At 64.2% G+C, this 23,245-nt stretch carries 16 protein-coding genes; 12 read left to right on the top strand and 4 right to left on the bottom strand.

What is annotated here, in order from left to right; translation table 11 throughout:
* Positions 1–177: 177 nt before the first annotated feature.
* The 3 genes from EKH55_RS16145 to EKH55_RS16135 form a co-directional block, all read right to left on the bottom strand.
* Positions 178–789: an alpha-ketoglutarate-dependent dioxygenase AlkB gene (locus EKH55_RS16145; protein WP_069458923.1), complete on the bottom strand. Its 612-nt coding sequence runs from the start codon at positions 787–789 to the stop codon at positions 178–180.
* Between the two features lie 185 nt (positions 790–974).
* Entirely contained in the window at positions 975–1,409 is a 435-nt protein-coding gene (gene arfB, locus EKH55_RS16140; protein WP_069458922.1) for an alternative ribosome rescue aminoacyl-tRNA hydrolase ArfB, read from the bottom strand.
* Positions 1,410–1,696: 287 nt separating this feature from the next.
* Positions 1,697–3,307, bottom strand: coding sequence for a phosphoenolpyruvate carboxykinase (locus EKH55_RS16135; protein WP_069458921.1), 1,611 nt, complete (start codon positions 3,305–3,307; stop codon positions 1,697–1,699).
* Between the two features lie 327 nt (positions 3,308–3,634).
* Here EKH55_RS16135 and chvI point away from each other — a divergent pair, with 327 nt between their 5' ends.
* The 12 genes from chvI (at position 3,635) to trxA (ending at position 21,603) form a co-directional block, all read left to right on the top strand.
* Positions 3,635–4,360: a two-component system response regulator ChvI gene (gene chvI / locus EKH55_RS16130; protein ID WP_069458920.1), complete on the top strand. Its 726-nt coding sequence runs from the start codon at positions 3,635–3,637 to the stop codon at positions 4,358–4,360.
* Positions 4,361–4,763: 403 nt separating this feature from the next.
* Positions 4,764–6,494, top strand: a complete 1,731-nt coding sequence (locus EKH55_RS16125) for a sensor histidine kinase (protein WP_225192307.1) — start codon at positions 4,764–4,766, stop codon at positions 6,492–6,494.
* Positions 6,491–6,946 (top strand): HPr kinase/phosphorylase, encoded by a 456-nt coding sequence (locus EKH55_RS16120; protein WP_069458919.1) that lies wholly within the window; start codon positions 6,491–6,493, stop codon positions 6,944–6,946. Before EKH55_RS16125 ends, EKH55_RS16120 begins: the two co-directional genes overlap by 4 nt.
* Before the next feature lie 157 nt (positions 6,947–7,103).
* Positions 7,104–7,505, top strand: coding sequence for a PTS sugar transporter subunit IIA (locus EKH55_RS16115; RefSeq protein ID WP_069458918.1), 402 nt, complete (start codon positions 7,104–7,106; stop codon positions 7,503–7,505).
* Positions 7,502–7,795, top strand: coding sequence for an HPr family phosphocarrier protein (locus EKH55_RS16110; protein WP_069458917.1), 294 nt, complete (start codon positions 7,502–7,504; stop codon positions 7,793–7,795). Before EKH55_RS16115 ends, EKH55_RS16110 begins: the two co-directional genes overlap by 4 nt.
* A 189-nt stretch (positions 7,796–7,984) precedes the next feature.
* Complete coding sequence (gene ahcY / locus EKH55_RS16105; protein WP_151611815.1) at positions 7,985–9,385, top strand: adenosylhomocysteinase; 1,401 nt, start codon at positions 7,985–7,987, stop codon at positions 9,383–9,385.
* Between the two features lie 345 nt (positions 9,386–9,730).
* On the top strand, positions 9,731–12,214 hold the full coding sequence (locus EKH55_RS16100) for a PAS domain-containing sensor histidine kinase (RefSeq protein ID WP_151611814.1): 2,484 nt from the start codon (positions 9,731–9,733) through the stop codon (positions 12,212–12,214).
* The gene (tsaE, locus tag EKH55_RS16095) at positions 12,215–13,723 is read left to right on the top strand and encodes a tRNA (adenosine(37)-N6)-threonylcarbamoyltransferase complex ATPase subunit type 1 TsaE (RefSeq protein ID WP_151611813.1); all 1,509 of its coding nucleotides are present in this window, start codon (positions 12,215–12,217) and stop codon (positions 13,721–13,723) included.
* Positions 13,724–13,729: 6 nt separating this feature from the next.
* Positions 13,730–14,461, top strand: coding sequence for a nucleotidyltransferase family protein (locus EKH55_RS16090; RefSeq protein WP_151611812.1), 732 nt, complete (start codon positions 13,730–13,732; stop codon positions 14,459–14,461).
* Between the two features lies 1 nt (position 14,462).
* A complete protein-coding gene (gene addB / locus EKH55_RS16085; RefSeq protein ID WP_151611811.1) occupies positions 14,463–17,633 on the top strand; it encodes a double-strand break repair protein AddB in 3,171 nt (1,056 codons plus the stop codon).
* The gene (addA, locus tag EKH55_RS16080; protein ID WP_151611810.1) at positions 17,623–21,192 is read left to right on the top strand and encodes a double-strand break repair helicase AddA; all 3,570 of its coding nucleotides are present in this window, start codon (positions 17,623–17,625) and stop codon (positions 21,190–21,192) included. Before addB ends, addA begins: the two co-directional genes overlap by 11 nt.
* Positions 21,193–21,279: 87 nt before the next feature.
* Positions 21,280–21,603 (top strand): thioredoxin, encoded by a 324-nt coding sequence (gene trxA / locus EKH55_RS16075; protein ID WP_034852593.1) that lies wholly within the window; start codon positions 21,280–21,282, stop codon positions 21,601–21,603.
* 161 nt (positions 21,604–21,764) lie between these two features.
* Here trxA and EKH55_RS16070 read toward each other — a convergent pair whose 3' ends face one another.
* Positions 21,765–23,108 carry a bifunctional folylpolyglutamate synthase/dihydrofolate synthase gene (locus tag EKH55_RS16070; protein WP_151611809.1) on the bottom strand — a complete coding sequence of 448 codons (1,344 nt, stop codon included), beginning with the start codon at positions 23,106–23,108 and terminating at the stop codon, positions 21,765–21,767.
* Between the last annotated feature and the right edge of the window lie 137 nt (positions 23,109–23,245).

The raw sequence follows: 23,245 nt of genomic DNA, 5'->3' as shown, positions 1-23,245 counted from the left end.
GGCTTGGCGCTCGCGGTAATCGTCTGCAACTTCAATTCTTTATGCCTTTCGCTGAAGCACAAGATGGGGCACGCGCGGTGCGGCTTGGGGAGGCCCCTCCCCCTTGTGAGGAGGGGTTGAGGAGGGGCCTGAGTCGTCCAAAAACGTGATCTCGGCAGCGGACTTGCCGTCCGCTTCTCAAGGATTGACCCGCCGCAGCGTCAGGTTCAGCCGGCCGCCGTCCCTGAGCAAGGTCGAAGTATTCGGATGGATGCGGTCGACGCCATGGAAGGCGAGCCGGCCATCGCCGCCGAGCACGACGACATCGCCGCTTTCGAGCCTGAAGGACATGGTCTGGCCGCCACGGCTCGTCCCACCCACCCGGAAAATGCAGCTGTCGCCGAGCGAGATCGACACGACCGCAGTCTCGAGGTCGAGTTCGTCCCGATCCTGGTGCAGGCCCATGCGGGCGTCGGCCGAATAGAAGTTGACGAGGCAGGCTTCGGGCGCCTTGTCGCTTGCCGAAACTGCGCGCCAGATCTCCAGGAGCTGGTCCGGCATCGGTGGCCAAGGGCGTCCGGTCAGCGGATGTCTCTCCTGATAGCGATAGCCGCCTTGGCGATCCGTCACCCAGCCGAGCGCACCGCAATTGGTCATCCGCACCGACAGGGGCTTACCTGTCCTTGGCATTTGCGGCACATAAAGCGGCGCTTCGGCGACGACGTCGCGAATCGCTTCGACCAGTTGCTCCTGCCGGCTCCGGTCGAGAAAGCCGGGAATATGCCTGACGCCATTCGGCAGCACCTGCATCGGGGTCTCTCCTGTGGGCCTGGACCAACGCGCGCGTCTTGCACGAACCGTGTCGCATTGCCCCGACCCCGGGGTCGCACTGGATTGTCGCGCGTCTTCGACACAAAAGACGACGAAGTGTGGAAACAATTCAAGGGGAGTAGCGCCCGGCGCCGCGCGCGACCACCCGAAACAGCATCGGCGCCTCAGTCGCCTTCCGGCCGCGTACGCAGCCTCTTGATCTCGGCGCGGCCGGATTTCTCTTTCAGCCGTCTCTCGACTGACCCGCGCGTCGGCTTTGTCTTCTTGCGCGGCGGAGGCGGCGGCTCGGCCGCCTTCGTTATAAGTTCCTTCAGCCTTTCGCGGGCATCCTCGCGATTGCGCTCCTGGCTGCGGAAGCGATTGGCCTCGATCATCAGCACGCCGTCTTTAGAGGCGCGGCGGCCGGCAAGCTTCAGCGCGTTCGTCTTGATGCGCTCCGGCAACGACGGGGACGCCGCGACGTCGAAGAACAACTGAACGGCCGACGACACCTTGTTGACGTTCTGACCACCCGGGCCGCCGGCCAGCACGAATTGCTCCGTCAGCTCCCAGCCGGCGATCACGATCGTCTCATTGATGTAAAGCGGTTCGCTTGCCATGGCCCCCTATCGCACGAAGGAGGGAAACGTGTGAAGCAACTTTCCGTTCGCCTATTCATCCTCTCGCCGTTGCGACCTGATGGGCGCGGCAGGAAGCCGGCACCGGATAGGAGGGAGCTTGCGGCGTCCCAGCGCCATGGAATACCCGGCCGCTACTGCATGTCTCCTTTAATCGACCTGGATTTAAGGACAAAGACATGCAGCACTTCAAAGTGCTACAGCGCCGCGCGTCTCGTAAGACGCGCGGCGCTGTAGAGCCGGGTTTCACGTGAATCAGGGGCTCGAACCTATTCGGCAGCGAGCCGGGGGCCGGGGGCGGCGTCGCGCACGCTGCCGTCGACATGGCTCTCGAACTTCCCAAAGTTGGCGATGAACATGTCTACCAGCCGCCGCGCCTGGACGTCATAGGCTTTGCCGTCCGCCCAGGTGGAGCGCGGATCGAGAATACGGTCGTCGACGCCCGGGACCGACACCGGTACCGCGAAGCCGAAGTTCGCATCGGTGCGGAATGCGGCACTGTTCAAGGAGCCATCGAGCGCCGCCGCCAGAAGGGCACGCGTGACCTTGATCGGCATGCGGCTGCCCGTGCCGTAGGCCCCGCCGGTCCAGCCGGTGTTGACGAGCCAGCAGGTAACGCCGTTCTTGGCGATCAGCTCCTTGAGAAGATTGCCGTATTCGGACGGATGGCGCGGCATGAAGGGTGCACCGAAGCAGGTCGAGAAAGTCGCCTCCGGCTCCGTCACCCCCTTTTCCGTACCGGCAACCTTGGCGGTGTATCCGGAGAGGAAGTGGTACATTGCCTGTTCCGGCGTCAGCTTGGCAATCGGCGGCATCACGCCGAAGGCGTCCGCCGTCAGCATGATGATGGTGCGCGGCTGCGGCGCCGTGCCGGTCCTGCTCGCATTGGGAATGAAATGCAGCGGGTAGGCGATGCGGGTGTTCTCCGTCAGCGAGCCGTCATCGAAATCCGGCATGCGCCGAGCGTCAAGGACGACGTTTTCCATGACGGTGCCGAAGCGCCTCGTCGTCGAGAAAATTTCAGGCTCGGCGGATTCCGACAGGCGGATCGCCTTGGCGTAGCAGCCGCCTTCGAAGTTGAAGACGCCCTTGTCGCCCCAGCCGTGCTCGTCGTCACCAATCAGCGTCCGGCTCTGATCGGCGGACAGCGTCGTCTTGCCGGTGCCGGAGAGGCCGAAGAAGACGGCCGTATCGCCGTCGGGGCCGACATTGGCCGAACAGTGCATCGGCATTACCGCTTTCTTCGGCAGCAGGTAGTTGAGCACGGTAAAGACCGACTTCTTCATCTCGCCGGCATAGGAGGTGCCACCGATCAGCACCAGACCCTTGGTGAAATCGCAGGCGATTATGGTTTCGCTGCGGCAACCGTGGCGCTCCGGATCAGCCTTGAAGCTCGGCAGGTCGATGATCGTAAGCTGGGGTGCAAAGCTCGCAAGCGCTTCGCGCTCGGGCCGGATCAGAAGGTTGCGGATGAACAGGGAGTGCCAGGCGAATTCCGTGACGACGCGCGTCGGCAGTTCGTTCTCCGGATCGGCACCGCCGATCAGATCCTGCACATAGAGCGACATGCCCTTGGCATGCGCCAGCATGTCCTGGTGCAGGCGATCGAAGTTTTCCGGCGTCATGGCGCTGTTGTTGTCCCACCAGATCTCACCGGCGGTCGCCGCATCGCGCACGATGTACTTGTCCTTCGGCGATCGGCCGGTGTGTTGGCCGGTGCGCGCGCAGAGCGCCCCCTCAGCCGTCAGCTGCGCCTCGCCGCGGCGAAGGGCTTCTTCGTAAAGCTCCGCTGCCTCGAAGTTGTAGCGAACGACCGCGAGGTCGGAAAAGCCGATCGTTTCGAGACCGTTCGAGGGGTTGCGGCTGCCAAGCTGCTCCATGGTCAAGCTTCCTTCGTGTTTGCCGACGGCGTTGAATTTGGCCGGAACATACTGATCCGGAATTCTGAAAACAAGATAGCCTATCCGAAAAGAGTAATGATTTCAGTATATTAATCGATTTAAAGAAATTTTGTGTTTTTTTAATCGGTTAAATCGCGCCATTCTGCGTCGTGTTTCCGCCCCGCCGCGGGAGCGACGGAGCAATGGCTTTTGCACTTCGCCACAATTTGTTCCACCTTTATACTCATGTAACGCGACCGTGACTCGCGGTTGCCGCCGTTTCGAGCGGTTCCGGCCACCGGACATCAAAAGACGGAGTTGAATACGATGCAGACCATCGCGCTTGTCGATGACGACCGCAACATCCTGACATCCGTGTCCATCGCGCTGGAAGCCGAGGGGTACAAGGTCGAAACCTACACCGACGGCGCATCCGCGCTCGAGGGCCTGCTGGCACGCCCGCCGCAGCTCGCGATCTTCGACATCAAGATGCCGCGCATGGACGGCATGGAGCTGTTGCGCCGGCTGAGACAGAAATCGGATCTGCCCGTGATCTTCCTGACCTCCAAGGACGAGGAGATCGACGAGCTCTTCGGACTCAAGATGGGCGCGGACGATTTCATCACCAAGCCCTTTTCCCAGCGGCTGCTGGTGGAGCGAGTGAAAGCGATCCTGCGTCGCGCGGCCAACCGCGAGATCGTGGCTGCCGGCGCCGCCGGCACGCCGAAGAACGGCGACACGCCCGCCCGCTCGCTGGAACGCGGTCAGCTCGTCATGGACCAGGAGCGTCACACCTGCACCTGGAAGAACGAGCCAGTGACGCTGACGGTAACGGAATTCCTGATCCTGCACTCGCTGGCGCAGCGCCCTGGCGTCGTCAAAAGCCGCGACGCGCTGATGGACGCCGCCTATGACGAGCAGGTCTATGTCGACGATCGGACGATCGACAGCCATATCAAGCGGCTCCGCAAGAAGTTCAAGATGGTCGACAACGAGTTCGACATGATCGAAACGCTCTACGGCGTCGGCTACCGCTTCCGCGAGACGGCCTGACCCCAAGAGTTCTCGCGCTCCAGGCAGGACTTGCCATCACACCGATTGTGGCGCATTGAGAGGCGGGGCGCAGATTGCCGCGGTGCGAAACCGCCGCCGGGCCGTGGGCGCGGCAAAAGGCGCAGGTCAGCGGTTCATGCCGCACTCCGACCCCTGCGGCCGCAAGCGAAGGTCGCTACAGCGCCTGAATCACTGGCGTGCCGCGGGTCGGATTCGGCCCGCGGAAAATGTGCAGAAATCCGGCCGCCGCGGTTGTTGGAGAAGGTCGGACCGCGCAAACGACATCGTGGCCCACTGGCCGGCGAAGAGGAACAAAAGCGACGAAGGTTTCGTCGCGGGAGCAGAAGGCTTGGTAGAAGTCTTGCGGGGCGAGATCGACGACTCGGACGGGAGGCCCTCTGCGTTGCGCGGACAGCGTCGTTGGGCGCACCCCTTCACGCTGATCCGCCGCCTGTTCGGCAACGCCGTCTTTTCGAGTCTGACGCGGCGAATCGTCTTCTTCAACCTCGTCGCGCTCATCGTGCTGGTCGGCGGGATCATGTATCTCAACCAGTTTCGCGAGGGGCTCATCGACGCCCGCGTGGAAAGCCTGCTGACACAGGGCGAAATCATCGCCGGCGCGATTTCCGCATCGGCATCGGTCGACACGAACTCGATCACCATCGATCCGGAAAAGCTGCTGGAACTTCAGGCCGGCGAGAGCATCACGCCGCTGCCGAGTGACGAGGACCTGGAATTCCCGATTATCCAGGACCGGGTCGCGCCGGTTCTCCGAAGGCTCATCTCGCCGACGCGCACGCGCGCCCGTCTCTTCGACGCCGATGCCGATCTGCTACTCGACTCGCGCCATCTCTATAGCGGTGGCCAGGTGCTTCGCTTCGATCTGCCGCCCGTCGATCCGGAAACGCCCGGCATCACGGAGACAATCAGTACCTGGTTCAACCGGCTCTTGCAGCCGAGCAACCTGCCGCTCTACAAGGAGCCGCCCGGCGGCAACGGCTCGGTCTATCCGGAAGTGATGAACGCGCTGACCGGCGTGCGCGGCGCGGTCGTGCGCGTCACCGAAAAGGGCGAACTGATCGTATCCGTGGCGGTACCGGTGCAGCGTTTCCGTGCGGTGCTCGGCGTGCTGCTGCTCTCCACCCAGGCGGGCGACATCGACAAGATCGTGCACGCCGAGCGCCTGGCGATCATCCGCGTGTTCGGCGTTGCCGCACTCGTCAACGTCATCCTTTCGCTGCTCCTCTCTTCGACCATCGCCAATCCGCTGCGACGGCTGGCGGCGGCAGCCATCCGCGTGCGCCGCGGCGCCAAGGAACGCGAGGAAATCCCGGACTTCTCCTCCCGCCAGGACGAGATCGGCAATCTCTCGATTGCACTGCGGGAAATGACGACGGCACTTTACGACCGCATCGCCGCGATCGAGAATTTTGCCGCCGATGTCAGCCATGAGCTGAAGAATCCGCTGACCTCGCTGCGTAGCGCGGTGGAGACCCTGCCGCTCGCGCGCACCGAGGATTCCAAGAAGCGGCTGCTCGACATCATCCAGCACGATGTCAGGCGCCTCGACCGCCTGATCAGCGACATTTCCGACGCTTCCCGGCTCGACGCCGAGCTTGCCCGGAGCGATGCGAAGAAGATCGACCTGGAAAAACTCCTCGGCGACCTCGTCGACATCTCGCGGCAGGTCCGCGGCAGCAAGAAAGCGGTACTGCTCGACTTCGTCATCGACCGAAAGGACAATCCGAAGGCGAATTTCTTCGTCAGCGGCTATGAGCTGCGCATCAGCCAGATCATCACCAATCTCATCGAGAATGCGCGCTCCTTCGTGCCCACGCCGAACGGTCGCATCATCCTGCGGCTGAGCCGCTCGCGGTCGCGCTGCATCGTCACGGTCGAGGACAACGGACCCGGCATCCAGGCGGAGGACATCGACCGCATCTTCGAGCGATTCTACACCGACCGGCCGGAGGGCGAGGATTTCGGCCAGAACTCCGGCCTGGGCCTGTCTATCTCGCGCCAGATTGCCGAGGCCCACGGGGGCGCGTTGAAGGCCGAGAACATCGTCGGCAAGGACGGTCGCGTGACTGGTGCCCGCTTCGTCTTGTCGCTACCTGCAGAGCAGAGCGCGTGACGGCCGGCTGCAACATCCATGCGACGGCGATCGTGCTTGGCACGACCGGCTTTCTCTTGACCGGCGCTTCCGGCTCGGGAAAGTCGGCGCTGGCGCTCTCCTTGATTTCGCAGGTGCGGCGCCGCGGGCGCTTTGCGGCACTTGTTGCCGACGACCGGGTCGACCTGTCGCTGGAGAACGGCCGCGTCGTGGCGCGTTGCCCGGCCGCCATTCGCGGCCTGATCGAAATTCGCGGCGCCGGCATCGCCGCAGTGGACATCGTCCCGGCCTGCATTCTCGACTGGGCTATCCTGCCGGTGAAGGCACCGCATGACCCCCGCCTGCCGCCGGAGCAGGAGCGATTGCATCTACAAGTTGGCAATGGCCTGCCAATGATACGCCTTCCCGTTGAAGGCCCTCTCTCGCCGCTCGACGCGCTGCTCGCGATACTGCCCGAAAAATTAGGCATTTAGCCCTATGCGACAGCAAAACGGCTGCTTTTTCGGCATTTTAGGCTTGCACTTCGCCTTTTCCTTGCCAAGATGGCCGCCCCAACAGGTGGACGAAATTGCTGCATTGCGATATCTCACCCATCGACGAGTTGCGGATTCAGTTGGAGCAAAGATACCCATGATCGGACTTGTGCTTGTCACCCATGGCAAGCTGGCGGATGAGTTTAGGCATGCCTTGGAACATGTCGTCGGTCCGCAAAAAGCAATCGAGACGGTGTGCATCGGCCCCGAGGACGACATGGACCAGCGGCGTCAGGACATCATCAACGCCGTCGACAGCGCCAATGAGGGCGACGGCGTCATCATCCTGACGGACATGTTCGGCGGTACGCCCTCCAATCTCGCCATTTCGGTCATGCGTAGCGGCAGCGTCGAGGTGATCGCCGGCGCCAACCTGCCGATGCTGATCAAGCTCGCCGGCGTGCGCGGCGAAAGCGACATGGACAAGGCTCTTGTCGAAGCCTCGGAAGCGGGGCGAAAATACATCAATGTCGCCAGCCGCGTGCTGAGTGGAAAATGATGGACCATCTTTCCGATACGGTATTGACGCGCGAGCTGCTCATCATCAACAAGCGCGGCCTGCATGCACGCGCCTCGGCGAAGTTCGTCCAGACGGTCGAGGCCTATGACGCCGAGATTACCGTTTCCAAAGACGGCATGACCGTTGGCGGAACGTCGATCATGGGTTTGATGATGCTTGCCGCGAGCACCGGCTGCAGCGTCTGCGTCAGCGCCAGCGGTTCGCAGGCGGAAGAGGCCCTCAACGCCCTCGATGCGCTGGTGCGCGACAAGTTCGGCGAGGAAATGTAAGACTTCGGCTTCTGGAATGCTGCCCGCCGCCGATATAAACATATAAAGACCTCTTTATATGACCATTGCCCTGCCAGGCGATTCCTGATAGACCAAACGGACGCTCCCCGCCTGAATGCGGGGCGCAATGCCACGCCGCCAAACGGCCCGTCCGCCGGTGCGGCCGAAAAGATCAGCCTGGAGAACTCCATGACCGCCACTCAGGACTATATCGTCGCCGACATCGGGCTTGCCGATTTCGGCCGCAAGGAAATTGCGATCGCCGAAACGGAAATGCCGGGTCTGATGGCCTGCCGCGAGGAGTTCGGTCCGTCGCAGCCACTCAAAGGCGCCCGCATCACCGGCTCTCTGCACATGACGATCCAGACCGCGGTGCTGATCGAGACGCTGGTTGCGCTCGGCGCGGAAGTGCGTTGGGCCTCCTGCAATATCTTCTCGACCCAGGACCATGCCGCCGCTGCGATCGCCGCGCGCGGCATTCCGGTCTTTGCGGTCAAGGGCGAAACGCTCGAGGACTACTGGTCCTATACGGACAAGATCTTCCAGTGGACCGATGGCGGCGTATCCAACATGATTCTCGACGATGGCGGCGACGCGACCATGTACATCCTGCTCGGGGCCCGCGCTGAAGCGGGTGAGGACGTGCTGTCGAACCCCGGCTCGGAAGAGGAGGAAATCCTCTTCGCGCAGATCAGGAAGCGGCTTGCCGCAACGCCCGGCTGGTTCACCAGGCAGCGCGATGCCATCAAGGGCGTGACGGAAGAGACGACCACCGGCGTCAACCGGCTTTATCAGCTCCAGGCGAAAGGCCTGCTGCCCTTCCCGGCGATCAATGTCAATGACAGCGTCACCAAGTCGAAATTCGACAACAAGTATGGCTGCAAGGAGTCGCTCGTCGACGGCATCCGCCGCGGCACCGACGTAATGATGGCCGGCAAGGTTGCTGTCGTTTGCGGCTATGGCGATGTCGGCAAGGGCTCGGCCGCCTCGCTCAAGGGAGCCGGCGCCCGCGTCAAGGTAACCGAAATCGACCCGATCTGCGCCCTGCAGGCCGCCATGGACGGTTACGAGGTGGTGCAACTCGAAGACGTCGTCTCCACCGCCGACATCTTCATCACCACGACCGGCAACAAGGACGTCATCCGCATCGAGCACATGCGCGAGATGAAGGACATGGCGATCGTCGGCAATATCGGCCACTTCGACAACGAGATCCAGGTTTCCGCGCTTCGGAACCTGAAGTGGACGAACATCAAGCCGCAGGTCGACATGATCGAATTCCCGAAGGGCAATCGCATGATCCTGCTCTCGGAAGGCCGCCTGCTCAACCTCGGCAACGCCACCGGCCATCCGTCCTTCGTGATGTCCGCCTCCTTCTCCAACCAGGTCCTGGCACAGATCGAGCTCTTCTCCAAGGGCGAGAACTACAAGAACGAAGTCTACGTGCTGCCGAAGCAGCTCGACGAGAAGGTCGCACGCCTGCATCTCGCCAAGCTGGGCGCCAGGCTCACCCAGCTCTCGGAGGAGCAGGCCGCCTATATCGGCGTGAAGTCCCAGGGTCCGTTCAAAGCCGAACACTACCGGTACTAATCATTACCCGGGCGATCCACAACATCTTGTGGCCGCGATCTTGACAAGAGATCGCGGCCGCTTTTTTGGACCGTAGACTTTCCGCCGAATCGTCAAAGAAGTATGGTTAACTCATTGATTCGTGACGCTGGTGCGGCCTTAGTTCGCGAGAAGTGAAGGCGGTCAAACTTGACCGCATGGCACTTCTTCCCGTTCCGTCCTCGGCGTTGCGCGTGGGGATGTCTTGTCGGACATGCGGCAAACAGACGGAGACAGACCGGGGATGCAAACGGAACGGACGCGAACCCTTTTTCGCACAATTGCGCTGAAAACCAATTCGCCGGGCGTCCTGAGGACGGCGGCGCGATGATCACGCAACGATCCATGACCAAAGCCGCGTGGCAGGGGGCTCCGCGGCTGGTGCTCCGGCTGCTCGCCTGCACGGCGCTGTTCGCGGCGAGCGATGCCGCGGCCGAGGTGTCGACCCCGGTGGCCAGAACCATCTTCGGCTCGTCCGAGGTCGTCACCTTCTCCGTGCTGATCGGTGTCATCTCCGCCGCGATGATTTCGGCGATCTGGCTTATCCGGCAGCGGGGGAATATCGAAGCGGAGAACCGCCAGCTGCGGTCGGACCTCTCGGATGCCAACCAGCGGATTTCCCGTTTCCAGGCGCTGATTGCCGACAAGAGCCGGCGCATCGTCATCTGGGACGGGCTTGCCGAACGGCCGGAATTCCTTGGGCAGCTTCCCATCGAGACCGGCGCGCCACAGGAGGATCGCGATTTTCTTGCCTTCGGACGCTGGATCAAGCCGCAATCGGCAAGCGATCTCGAAAAGGCGATCGAAATGCTAAGGGCGCATGCGCAAAGCTTCGATCTCGTGCTCGAGACGCAACGCAACGAGGTCCTCGAAGCCCAGGGCCGCGTTTCGGGCGGCCGGGCCTTCGTGCGCTTCATCGCGCTCAACAATCTGAGAGCCGAACTTGCCGAGCTGAAGCTCGAACGCGACCGGCTGCATACCTCGCTTTCCACCTTCCGCACCCTGCTTGACGCGGTCGATCTTCCCGTCTGGCAGCGCAGTCCCGACGGCAAGCTCGAATGGGTGAACGAGGCCTATGCCGAGGCGGTCGAGGCCCGCAGCCCCGCCGCGGCCACGGCGGAAGGGCGCGAGCTGCTGGCGACCGCGGCGCGCGAAAAGATCCGCTCCGTCTCCACCTTCGACACGCCGTTCCGCGACAAGGTGTCGACCGTGGTGCGCGGCAACCGTACCTTCTTCGACGTGGTCGACGCCCGCAGCCCTGCTGGCTCGGCGGGCATGGCGATCGACGTCTCCGGCATCGAGGCCGTGCGCGAGGAACTCGCACGCACGCTGAAGAGCCACGCCGAAACCCTCGACCATCTGGCGACGCCCGTCGCGATCTTCGACGGCCATCAGCGCCTGCAGTTCTACAACCAGGCCTTCCAGCGCCTCTGGGACCTCGACATGGGCTTCCTGGAGCGCAAGCCCGACAATGGCGAATTGTTCGACCGGCTGAGAGCCAGCGCGAAACTGCCGGAACAGCTCAACTGGAAACAATGGAAAGCCAATGCGCTTTCGGTCTACCAGGCGCCGGATACCCAGAGCGACCTTTGGCACCTGCCAAACGGCCAGACGCTGCGCGTCTTCGCCACGGCACGGCCGCAGGGCGGCGCGACCTGGGTCTTCGAGAACCTTACGGAAAAGGTCGATCTCGAAACCCGCTACAACACGCTGGTGCAGGTCCAGGGCGAGACCATCGACCATCTCGCCGAAGGCGTGGCCGTGTTCGGGCCGGATGGCCGCATCCGGCTGTCCAATCCGGCCTTTCGGGCGCTCTGGGGCGTCAGCGAAGCGGAGGCCAAGCCCGGCACTCATATCCGCGCGGTCGAGCAGGCATGCCTGCCCTCCTATGACCAGCCGGACGGCTGGAAGCGCTTCGCCCACATCATCACCAGCTTCGACGACGAGCGGCCGTCAAGCCGAGGCATACTGGAGCTGCGTACCGGTCTCATCCTCGATTATGCGGTGATTCCGCTTCCCAACGCGCAGACGATGCTGACTTTCGTCAACATTACCGACAGCGTACGCGTCGAACGCGCGCTGACGGAGAAAAACGACGCCTTGCGCAAGGCCGATGCGCTGAAGAACGACTTCGTCCACCACGTCTCCTACGAGCTGCGTTCGCCGCTGACCAACATCATCGGCTTCGCCGATCTCCTGAGGACGCCGGCTTTCGGCGAGCTCAATTCGCGCCAGGCGGAATATGTCGACCACATCGCCACATCCTCGTCGCTGCTCCTGACGATCGTCAACGACATCCTCGACCTGGCGACAGTCGACGCCGGCATCGTCGAACTGGACCTCACCGAGGTGAAGCTACTCGACCTGCTCGACGACGTGGCGCAGCAGATGGCCGAGCGCCTCGTCGAAAGCGGTATCACGCTCCGGATCGACGCGCCGGACAATCTCGGCGGCATCGTCGCCGACCAGCAACGGCTGAAGCAGATCTTCATCAAGCTTCTGACCAATGCCGCCAACTTCGCGCCCGACGGGAGCGTCGTCGGCCTCACATGCCGGCGCGACGGCAGCGACTTCATGTTCTCGGTCACGGATACCGGGCCCGGCATTCCTCAGGACGTTCTGAACACCGTGTTCAACCGCTTCGAGAGCCACGGCCAGCGCGGCGGCGCCGGTCTCGGGCTCTCGATCGTCGAAAGCTTCGTCAGCCTGCATCACGGCACCGTTTCCATTCGCAGCAAGGAGGGCGAAGGCACGGAGGTCACCTGCCGCATTCCGTCTGCCGAAATGCCGAAGATCATCGCGGCGGAATAGATGAGATCCCTCGACCGCCTGCTGAAGGACGAAGCGGCCACGATCGAGCTCGGCGAAGACCTGGCGCTGGCGCTGAAGGCCGGCGACTGCGTCGGCCTCTCGGGCGATCTCGGAGCCGGGAAATCGACCTTTGCGCGCGCCTTCCTGAGGGCGATGGCGGACGACACGGCACTCGAGGTGCCGAGTCCGACCTTCACGTTGGTCCAGAGCTACGAGCTTCGTGTTCCCGTCGCCCATTTCGATCTCTACCGACTTGGCGATGCCTCCGAACTCACCGAGCTCGGATTCGACGAAGCCCTCTCGGAGGGTATTTGCCTCGTCGAATGGCCCGAAAAGGCGGAGGGTGCGCTGCCGGCCGACCGCATAACCCTGACCCTCGCGCATGAGGGCGACGGCCGCCGCGTGCGGATATCGGCGCCCGCAGGGGCCTTCGAGCGGATCACGCGCTCGCTCGCAATCCGTGCCTTCCTGGCCGATGCCGGGCGTCCGCACGCGCGGCGGCGGCACCTGAGCGGCGATGCTTCCGTGCGGGCCTATGAGCGCATACATGCGCAGAATGCGCCGACAACGATCCTGATGGACGCGCCAAGGCACAGGCCCGGGGCCATTCTCCAGGGCGGCAAATATTACCAGCAGCTCGCCCATATCGCCGAGGACGCGGTTCCGTTCGTTGCCGTTTCCGAGCTCCTGCGCCGGCGCGGGTTCGTCGCCCCGGCGATTTTTGCGCGCGATCTAGACCAGGGCCTGCTCCTGATCGAAGACCTGGGTTCGGAAGGCATTCTCGACGCCGAGGGCCGGCCGATCGCGGAGCGCTATCTCGAAAGCGCCCGCTTGCTCGCCCATCTTCACGCGCAGCCGACCGAGCGCGCGGTTGCGATCGCGGAAGGCATCGTCCATCACATTCCCGAATTCGACCGCACGGCGATCAAGATCGAAACGAGCCTGCTCATCGACTGGTATCTGCCGTGGCAGCGCGGCGCGCCCGCATCCGAAACAGAGCGCAGTGAATATTTCGCCATCTGGGACCAGCTCGTCGACATTCTTTGCGGCGGCGAGAAGAACCTGCTGCTGCGCGATTTCCACTCGCCGAACGTTCTCTGGCGGGGGGATCGCGGCGGACTCGACCGGATCGGCCTCATCGACTTCCAGGACGCGATGATCGGGCCGACGGCCTACGACGTCGCCTCGCTCGTCCAGGATGCCCGCGTGACGATCGATACCGATCTCGCCGCTCGCCTCATGGACGGCTATATGAGCGAACGCAAGGTTCTCGGGTCCTTCGACGAAACGGCGTTCCTTCGCGACTGGCACCTGATGGCGGCGCAACGCAATTGCAAGCTTGCGGGAATATGGGTGCGGCTGATGCAGCGCGACGGCAAGCCCGGCTATATGAAGCACATGCCGCGCACCTTCACCTATCTACAGCAGGCGCTCGGACATGAGGTGCTGACACCCTTGCGCGAATGGTGCATTAAGGCTGGAATCCTGGCACCCGAATCAGCCAACTAGGACACGATGCCCATCACCAATGCCATGGTGCTTGCAGCCGGACTGGGCACACGCCTCAGGCCGATCACAAATGCGCTGCCGAAGCCACTCGTCCCGATCGCGGGCAAGCCGATGATCGACTACGTGCTGGACCTGCTCGCCGCCGCCGGCGTCACGACGGCCGCGGTGAACGTGCATCACTTCGCCGACCAGATGGAAGCGCATCTCAGGCGCCGGGCGATACCGCGCATCCTGATTTCCGACGAGCGTGATGCGCTGATGAATTCCGGCGGTGGGCTCGCCAAGGGGCTGAGGCTGCTCGACGACGGACCGGTCCTCGTCATGAATGCCGATCTCTTCTGGGTTGGCGAGAGAGCGGGGGGGCCGAGCAACCTGCAGCGGCTCGCCGAATTCTACGATCCGGAGCACATGGACATGGCGCTGCTCTGTGTGCGCATCGAGGACACGACCGGCCACAATGGCAAGAAGGATTTCTCGCTGACCGCGGAGGGCAGGCTCAGGCGTTACGAGGAAGGCATGGAACGGCCCGTCATCTACGCGGGTGCGATCGCGATGGATTCGCGGCTACTCGCCGACGCGCCCGAAGAGGCCTTCAACCTGAACATCTATTTCGACCGGGCCATCGCGAAGGGGCGCCTCTTCGGTCTGATGCTCGACGGCCAATGGATGACCGTCGGAACGCCCGAGGCGATCGCGGACGCCGAGGCGATCGTCCGGCGCTTCCATCCTGGAGGATAGGGTGTCCGGACGCGAACCAAACGTCTACACGATTCCTCCCGGACTGCCCTTTCTGAAAACGCTGGCGGAAACGCTCCTGGACGGCACGCTCATGCCGGATTTCGCGTATGATCCAGCAAACCCGCTCGGCCTTGCCGGCGTGACGATCTTTCTGCCCACCCGGCGCGCGGCACGCGTGCTGCGCTCGGAATTCGTGGACCTGCTCGGCGGCCGCTCTGCAATCCTGCCGACGATCCGTGCTCTCGGCGAAACGGATGACGACAGCGGCTTCTTCGACGCGGACGTGCCGGCGATCCTCGATCTTGCGCCGCCGCTCTCCGGCACGGCGCGGCTGATCGAACTCGGACGGCTGATCCTTGCCTGGCGCAATCGCCTGCCCCAGGTGGTGCTCGAGATCCATGCAGAAAGTCCGCTGATCGCGCCGGCAAGCCCTGCCGACGCCATCTGGCTGGCGCGCAACCTTGCCGAACTGATCGACTCGATCGAAACGGAGGAGCTCGACTGGGAGGCGCTGGACGGGCTCGACGCCGGCGAACATGCGCTCTGGTGGCAGTTGACGCTCGCCTTCCTGAAGATCGCCCGAACCTACTGGCCGGACCGGCTTGCGGAGATCAAGCATTCCTCGCCGGCGCGCCACAGGAATGCGGTGCTTAAGGCCGAAACGCAGCGCATGGCCGCCGGAATGGTAACCGGACCGATCATCATCGCCGGCTCGACCGGCTCCATTCCCGCGACTGCCTCCTTGATTGCGGCCGTCAAGGCGCTGCCGAACGGCACCATCGTGCTTCCCGGTCTCGACCAGGCGATGAGCGACGAGGAATGGGGGCTGATTGCCGGAGATCGCTCCATCACGACAGATCCGGCCAGCCGCACCCATCCCCAATACGGACTGCAGCGCCTTTTGCAGCGCATGGCGACAGAGCGCCGCCAGGTGCCGGTGCTCGGGAACGTCGCTCGCGATCTCGATGATCGCAGTGCCATCCTCTCACGGGCGCTGCTGCCGGCGAAGGCTACCGACAGCTGGACTGAGACGCGCGATGAGTTCGACCGCGAGAGGCTTCTTGCGGCCTTTGCCGACGTAGCGCTGATCGAGGCCGCGAACGAGCGCGAGGAGGCAACGGCAATCGCCATTGCGCTCAGGCTCGCGCTCGAAGGCGACGAGGACAGCCAGGCGGCGCTTATCACGCCGGACCGCGGGTTGGCACGCCGTGTGGGCGCAGAGCTTGCCCGTTTCGGCATCGAAGCCGACGATTCCGCCGGCGTCCCGCTTTCGGCGACCCAGGCGGGCACGCTTACCCGCCTGCTGATAGAGGCGACGCTCAGGCCGAATGATCCCGTGCCGCTCGTCGGCCTTCTCAAGCACCCGCTGGCGCGCTTCGGCTACGCCGTAGAGGAGGCGCGCCGCGCCGCCGACACTCTGGAACTCCTGGCACTGCGCGGCAGCACCGCAGTCGCCGAGATTTCAGCGCTGGAAGAAGTGCTCGACAAGGCGCTTGCGCAACACACCGTCGACCGTCATCCACCGCCCTGGCGAGCGGGAATGGGCGGCGATGAAATCGCCCTGGCACGCGCTCTCGCCCGACGGATTGCCTCCGCCGTCGCTCCACTGACGGGCGCATTGACCTCGCGTCCTGTCGAGGGCCGACCGCGCTCCATGACGCTGACATTGGCCGATTGGGCCGAGCGGACGGGCCGGGCGCTCGAAGCCGTCGTCATCGACGAACGCGGCAGCCTGGCCGAACTTTGGGGACCGGAAGCCGGCGAAGCATTGGCAGCGCTGTTGAGCGGCATCATTGGGACTGAGGGACAGATGGAGGCGGACGGATCGCAATGGTGCGACATCGTCGAAGCGCTTGCCGCAAGCGAAGCAGTGAAGCCACGGTCGATGCGCAATCCCCGTGTCTTCATCTTCGGCGCCCTGGAATCCCGCCTGCAAAGCGTCGATCTCGTCGTGCTCGGCGGCATGAACGAGGGCAGTTGGCCGGGCCAGACCTCGAACGACCCCTTCCTGTCGCGCACGATGAAATCCGGCATCGGCCTGGAACCCCCAGAACGGCGGATCGGCCAACTCGCCCATGACTTCCAGATGGCCTGCGGCACCCGCCGGCTGATCTTCTCCCGCGCGATGCGCCAAGGCGCGGCACCGACGGTGGCCTCCAGATGGCTGCAGCGCCTGCAGGCGCTCGGCGGCGAGGCGCTGGCGAGCCGGCTCAGGGCGAATGGCGCCAGCTATCTGCAATGGATGCGCATGCTCGACGAGGGCTCGCGCCAGCCGCTTGCCGAACGGCCGCAGCCAAAGCCTCCGGCCGATCTGCAGCCGCGCAAATACTCCTTCAGCGAAGTGTCGCGCCTGCGCCGCGACCCCTATTCGATCTATGCCCGCCGCATTTTGCGGCTTACGCCGCTCGATCCGTTCAACTGCGATCCGGACGCGGCCGAACGCGGCTCGCTCTATCACCGGATCGTCGAGCGATTCGTGAAGGGCGGGTTCGATGCCTCTTCCCCCCAGGGGGAAGAGGCGATGGCCCGCCTGATCAAGGAAGCTTTCGACGAGGAAAGGCTGCCCGCCCATATTGATACGGTCTGGCGGCCGCGCTTCGAAGCGGTCGCGCGGGCGTTCCTGTTCTGGGAGCGGGAGCGCCGCCCCGGCATCGCCAAGTCTTTTACCGAGGTTGCGGCGGCAATGGATATCGGCCTTGCCGACATAATGCTGACGGGCATAGCCGACCGGCTGGACCGGTTGAGAAACGGCACTGTCGACATCATCGATTACAAGACCGGTTCCAGCCCCTCGGCGAAGGAAGCGCGAGCCCTCCTCGACCCGCAACTGGCGTTGGAAGCAGCCGCTCTCAAGGCTGGCGCTTTCGGAGCGCTCGGTCCGGAAACGCCCCATTCGTTAAGCTATGTGCGGCTGAAGCCCGGCAGCCGCTTTGCAGTCGATACGGTCAACAACGAGAGCAGCAAGGCGAGGGACACGAAGACGGCCGACCAGCTTGCAGAGGAATCGCTCGCCGAACTGCGAAAGCTTCTCGGCGCGCTGTTAAGCGGCCGATACGGCTTTGCCTCGCGGCTGATCGTGCAGAAGGAGCGGGACTACGGCGGCGAATACGACCATCTGGCGCGCGTCGCCGAATGGGCGACGGCGGACGGCGAGGACGACGATGAGGAGTGACCGTTTCGGACCCGCCGACGGGACGCCCAAAGCGTGGATCGACTGGACGACCGGACAGCAGGCGCTCGCCTCGGACCCGGTCCGCTCGGCCTGGGTCTCCGCAAATGCCGGTTCGGGCAAAACGCATGTCCTGACGCAGCGCGTCATCCGGCTCCTGCTTGCCGGCTGCCGGCCTTCCGCCATCCTCTGCCTCACCTATACGAAGGCGGCGGCTTCCGAAATGTCGAACCGCATCTTCGAGCGGCTTGCCGAATGGGCGACGCTCGACGACGCAACGCTGGAACAGCGGATCGCGGCGATCGAGGGAACGCGGCCGACGCTCGCAAAAATGCAGGAGGCGCGGCGGCTCTTCGCCAAGGCATTGGAAACGCCCGGTGGCCTGAAGATCCAGACGATCCACGCGTTCTGCGAGGCGCTGCTGCACCAGTTCCCGCTGGAGGCAAACGTCGCGGGGCACTTTTCCGTGCTCGACGAGCGCGCCGCCGCGGTCCTGCTTGCCGATGCGCGGCGCGCGCTTCTGGCGGCCACCGCCAGGCCGGGCGAGGCGGCGCTCGCGGCGGCCTTCGCCACCGCGCTCGACCTTGCCGACGATACCGGTCTTGAGAAGCTGCTCGAGGCGATCATTGCCAATCGCACGCAGATCCGCGGCTTTCTCGACCGCGCTTCCGATGAGGGCGGAATTGAAGCGGCTCTTCGCAGCGCCCTCGGGGTTGCGCCGGGCGAGACGACCAGAAGCGTCATGGCCAAAGTCTGGCCGCTCGCCGGCCTCAACGGCGCGACACTCGATCAGTATGTCGCGCTGGCGCTCGAGTTTGGCGGCGTCAAGGCCATCGAGATCGCCGAAGGGTTGAAGGCCATTTGCGGGCTCGATGATGCGGAAGAGCGCTTCGCCCGACTGCTGAAGCTGTTCTTCAACGGCGGCGGCAAGCCGAAGGCGGATTCCGCCTTCTTCAACAAGGCGATGCTTGGACGAGCGCCGCATCTTGCGCCATTGATCGAGGAGGCGCGCAATCACATCGCGGCCTGTGCCGACCGGGTGAGCATAGTGCGGATGTGCGAGGCGACGCGCGCCGCTCTCATCCTCGCCGAAAGACTCGACCGCGACTATGAGGAGATCAAGAAAGCACGCAGCCAGCTCGACTTCGAGGACCTGATCAACCGAACGGCGGCGCTGCTTTCCCGCAGCGACGTCGGTGCCTGGGTGCATTACAAGCTCGACCAGGGCATCGACCACATCCTCGTCGACGAAGCGCAGGACACGAGCCCGGCGCAATGGACGATCATCCAGGCGCTCGCGGCCGATTTCTTCGCCGGCGAGACGGCGCGCGCCGACGACAGGACAATCTTCGCCGTCGGCGACGAGAAGCAGTCGATCTATTCCTTCCAAGGGGCGCGGCCGGAGCGCTTCTCAAAGGAGAGCCTCCTCACCGAGCGGCGCGTGCGCGGCGCAAACCGGCACTTCAGCCCGATCCGCCTGCAGCTTTCCTTCCGCTCGACGGTAGACGTGCTGTCGGCGGTCGATACGGTCTTTGCCAATCCGGCCAATGCGAAAGGTCTTAGCGCCCGAAGCGAAGCGGTCGTGCACGCCTCCAACCGGATCGGCCATCCTGGCGCCGTCGACATCTGGGATGTGATTGCACCGGAGCCGACCGCATCCGAGGACGAGTGGACCGCGCCCTTCGATGCGACGCCGGAACGGGCGCCGGTGAACACGCTTGCGCGGCGGATCGCAGCGGTACTCGAGGACTGGATCGGCAAGGAAGCGGTGATCGAGAAGGGCGTGCGGCGACCCATGCGCCCCGGCGACGTCATCGTGCTCGTGCGCAAGCGCGATGCCTTCGTCAACGCGCTGACGCGGGCGCTCAAGCGCCGCGGCAACATCCCCGTCGCCGGCGCCGACCGGCTGGTGCTGAACAGCCATATCGCCGTGCAGGACCTGATGGCGCTCGGCCGATTCGTGTTGCTGTCGGAGGACGATCTATCTCTTGCCGCGCTGCTCAAGAGCCCGCTCTTCAATCTTGGCGAAGACGATCTCTTCGAGCTCGCGGCGCCCCGGGCGGAAGGCGAGAGCCTCTGGCTGCGGTTGCAACGGCTTGCGGCGGAAGAGAGCAGCCGCTTCGGTGAGGTCGCCAGGAGGCTCGCCGACTTCCGAAGCCTCGCCCGCACCCTGCCGCCGCACGATTTCTATGCCCGCGTGCTCGGCGCCCAGGGCGGCCGGCGCGCCTTTCTGGCGCGGCTCGGCAGCGAGGTCGGCGACATTCTCGACGAGTTCCTGACCTTCGCCCTCGACCACGAAAGAAACGGCCTGCCCGGCCTGCAGGCCTTCATCTCGACGCTCGAGATCGAGGCGCCGACGGTGAAGCGCGAGCAGGACAAGGAGCGCGACGAGGTGCGTGTCATGACCGTGCATGCGGCGAAGGGCCTCGAGGCCTCTGTCGTTTTCCTGGTCGATGGCGGCGGCGCCGCCTTCGTCCGTCAGCAAGTGTCGGACCTACGCCTTCTCGAAAGACGGCGGGCCGATCGTTCGCTGTTGGGCGTTCCGGCCTGGCGGGCACCTGGATCGCCATCCAATTCGCTGATCTCCGAGGATAACGAGCGCCTGAAGACACTGGCCGAGGAGGAATATCGGCGCCTGCTCTATGTCGGCATGACGCGCGCCGCGGACCGCCTGGTCGTCTGCGGCTATCGCGGTCAGCGACAGACGCCTGATACATGGCATGCCATGGTGCGGGGAACGCTCGCCCATGACCCGAAGGGCCGTGCCAGACCGGCGGTCTTCCGTGCCGGCGGCGAGGAATGGACCGGACATATCTGGCGCGAGACGCAGGTGCCCGTGGCACTGAAGGAGACGGACGCGACTCCGGCGAAATCGGGACCGGCGGCGTCCGGCCTGCCGCCCGCCCTTTCGATGCCCCTGCCGCCGCAGCGCCGGCTGCCTCGGCCGCTCACCCCCTCCGGCACGAGGATCGCAATCGATGATCCGGATGGGGAGGTGATCGTCGGTTCGGCTCTCTTTGCCGAAAAGGGTGCGCCAAACTTCTCGATGCTGCGCGGCGCGATCCTGCACCGGCTGCTGCAGGTCCTGCCCGCGATCGACGGCGCCGAACGCCGCGCCGCGGCCGAACGCTATCTCAGCCGGTCCGTGCCGCGCTGGTCGGATAAGGACCGGAGCCGGCTGATCGACGCCGTCATTGACGTGCTCGATCATCCCGACCTCACGTCGCTTTTCGGCGGGCAAAGCCGCGCGGAAGTCTCCGTCATGGGAACGCTGAAGCTTGGCGGGCGCGAGTTCGCGGTCTCCGGACGAATCGACCGCCTGGCTGCTTCCAACGACGCGGTGACCATCGCCGATTTCAAGACCAATCGCCAGGTGCCGGAAACACTCGAGGAGATTGCCCCTGTTCACCGGACGCAGCTTGCCATCTATCGGGAACTCCTGAAGCCGCTCTATCCCGGCAGGCAATTCCGTTCCGTGCTGATCTTCACCGAGGGTCCCGCCGTCAGGGTGCTGACCGATACGATGCTGGACAGGAGCCTTGAAGAGCTCGCGACAAAGTGAGATACCCCTTATTGAAAATCCGGTGGCGAGGCCTCACATCAGGCACAACATCTGGACAATGCCATTTCCGAACGCAAGGAGCAGCCGATGGCTACCGTAAAAGTCGATGCGTCCAACTTTCAAAAAGAAGTCCTGAATTCCGCTGAGCCGGTCGTCGTGGATTTCTGGGCGGAGTGGTGCGGCCCGTGCAAAATGATAGCGCCGAGCCTTGAGGAAATTGCCGCCGAGCTGGCGGGCAAGGTCAAGGTCGCCAAGCTCAACATCGACGAAAACCCGGAACTCGCCGCCCAGTACGGCGTGCGCTCGATCCCCACGCTCGCCGTGTTCAAGGCCGGCGAAGTTGCCGACATCAAGGTCGGCGCTGCTCCCAAGACGGCACTGAGCTCCTGGATTTCCAATGCGGCCGCTTGAGCGGCGAGTTCGAGAGATTTGAACCTGAAAGGCCCGGCCTGCCCGGGCTTTTTTCTTGCCCGGCAGTCAGAGCTATGGCTGCCTCCTGGCCTTGGCTGAACGACAGCCCCGGTGATTCGGCAATCCATGCGATGCGCCTGAACAGGGTTGCTCCGCCCGCCTCACTGCGGGGGGGTGCCGTTTTCGGCGAGCACGTTGCCCACGAGATACAGCGAACCGCCGATCAGGATGCGCGGCGGCACCGGATCCTCCTGCGTGAGCTCGGCGATGAGGCCGAGCGCCTCTGCGACTGACGACGTCGCATTGGTCTCGAAGCCCGCCGATGCCGCATCTGCAGCGAGAGCGACGGGATCGAGCCCGGCATCGGAGCCGTGGATCGGTACGGTGAAGACCTGCTCGGCGAGATCGAGGAAGGCCTGAAAATAACCCACCGGATCCTTGGTGTTGATCATGCCGATGATCAGGAACAGCGGTCGCGGCTCTCGTTCCTCGAAGCCCGCCATCGCCTCGGCAATGACTTGACCGGCGCCGGGATTGTGGCCGCCATCGATCCAGATCTCGGCTCCCGCCGGTCCGTGATGAGACAGCTTGCCGCCGGCAAGGCGCTGCAGCCGGCCCGGCCATTCCACGCTTGCGAGGCCCTTCTCGATCGCTGCCTCCGGCACCTCGAAACCGGCGGCCCGCACGGCGCGGATAGCCGCGGCGGCATTTGCATATTGGTGCCGGCCGGGCAGGCGCGGCAACGGCAGGTCCGCAAGTCCGCCCTCGTCCTGGTAGATCAGCCTGCCGTACTCTTCATGCGCCATGAAGTCCTGACCGTAGACGGACGTCGGGCAGCCGAGCCGCTCGGCGGTTTCGACGAGCACGTCGCGCGCGCCGTCCTCCTCCTGATGGCCGATCACCACGGGGCAGCCGCGTTTCATGATGCCGGCCTTTTCGGCGGCGATCAGTTCCACCCGATCGCCGAGATAGGCCTGGTGGTCGAGCGAGATCGGCATGATGACGGAGCAGGCCGGCCGGGCGATGACATTCGTCGCATCGTAGCGGCCCCCAAGCCCGACCTCGATGATCGCGACATCGGCCGGATGCTCGGCGAAAAGCAGGAAGGTGACAGCTGTCAGCAGTTCGAAGACAGTCACCTTCTGGCCGGCATTGGCCGCCGCAACGCGGCGCACCGCATCGGCAAGGACCGGGTCGCTGACGAGCCTACCCTTTCCGCCCCTCGCTCCGAGGCGATAGCGCTCGTGCCAGTTGACGAGATGCGGCGAGGTGTGCACGTGCACGCTGTAGCCCGCCGCCTCGAGGATCGCCCGTGAAAAGGCGGTGGCGGAGCCTTTGCCGTTCGTACCGGCAACATGAATGACCGGCGGCAAGCGTCGGTCGGGGTTTCCGAGCGCCGCAAGCAGGCGGGTGATCCTGTCCAGCGACAGGTCGAACCCCTTTGGATGGAGCGCGAGAAGCTTCTCGATCTCCTGCGCCGCTTCGCTGACCTCAGCCGCCGTCATTATGTTTGCCTCGAGAATAGGACCGCTGCAGCGGGATCGGAACAGATGCGAGGCGGGTTCGCTCCGCCTCGCTCTTGCACGTCTGCCGCATGTCTGCTCCGGGGAAAGACATGCAGCAATTCAGGTGCTACTGCGGC

Origin of the sequence: Sinorhizobium alkalisoli, assembly GCF_008932245.1 — a bacterium.
GTDB lineage: Bacteria > Pseudomonadota > Alphaproteobacteria > Rhizobiales > Rhizobiaceae > Sinorhizobium > Sinorhizobium alkalisoli.
Note: the sequence above shows the minus strand (reverse complement) of the source record. Positions and strands in the feature narration are given on the sequence as shown.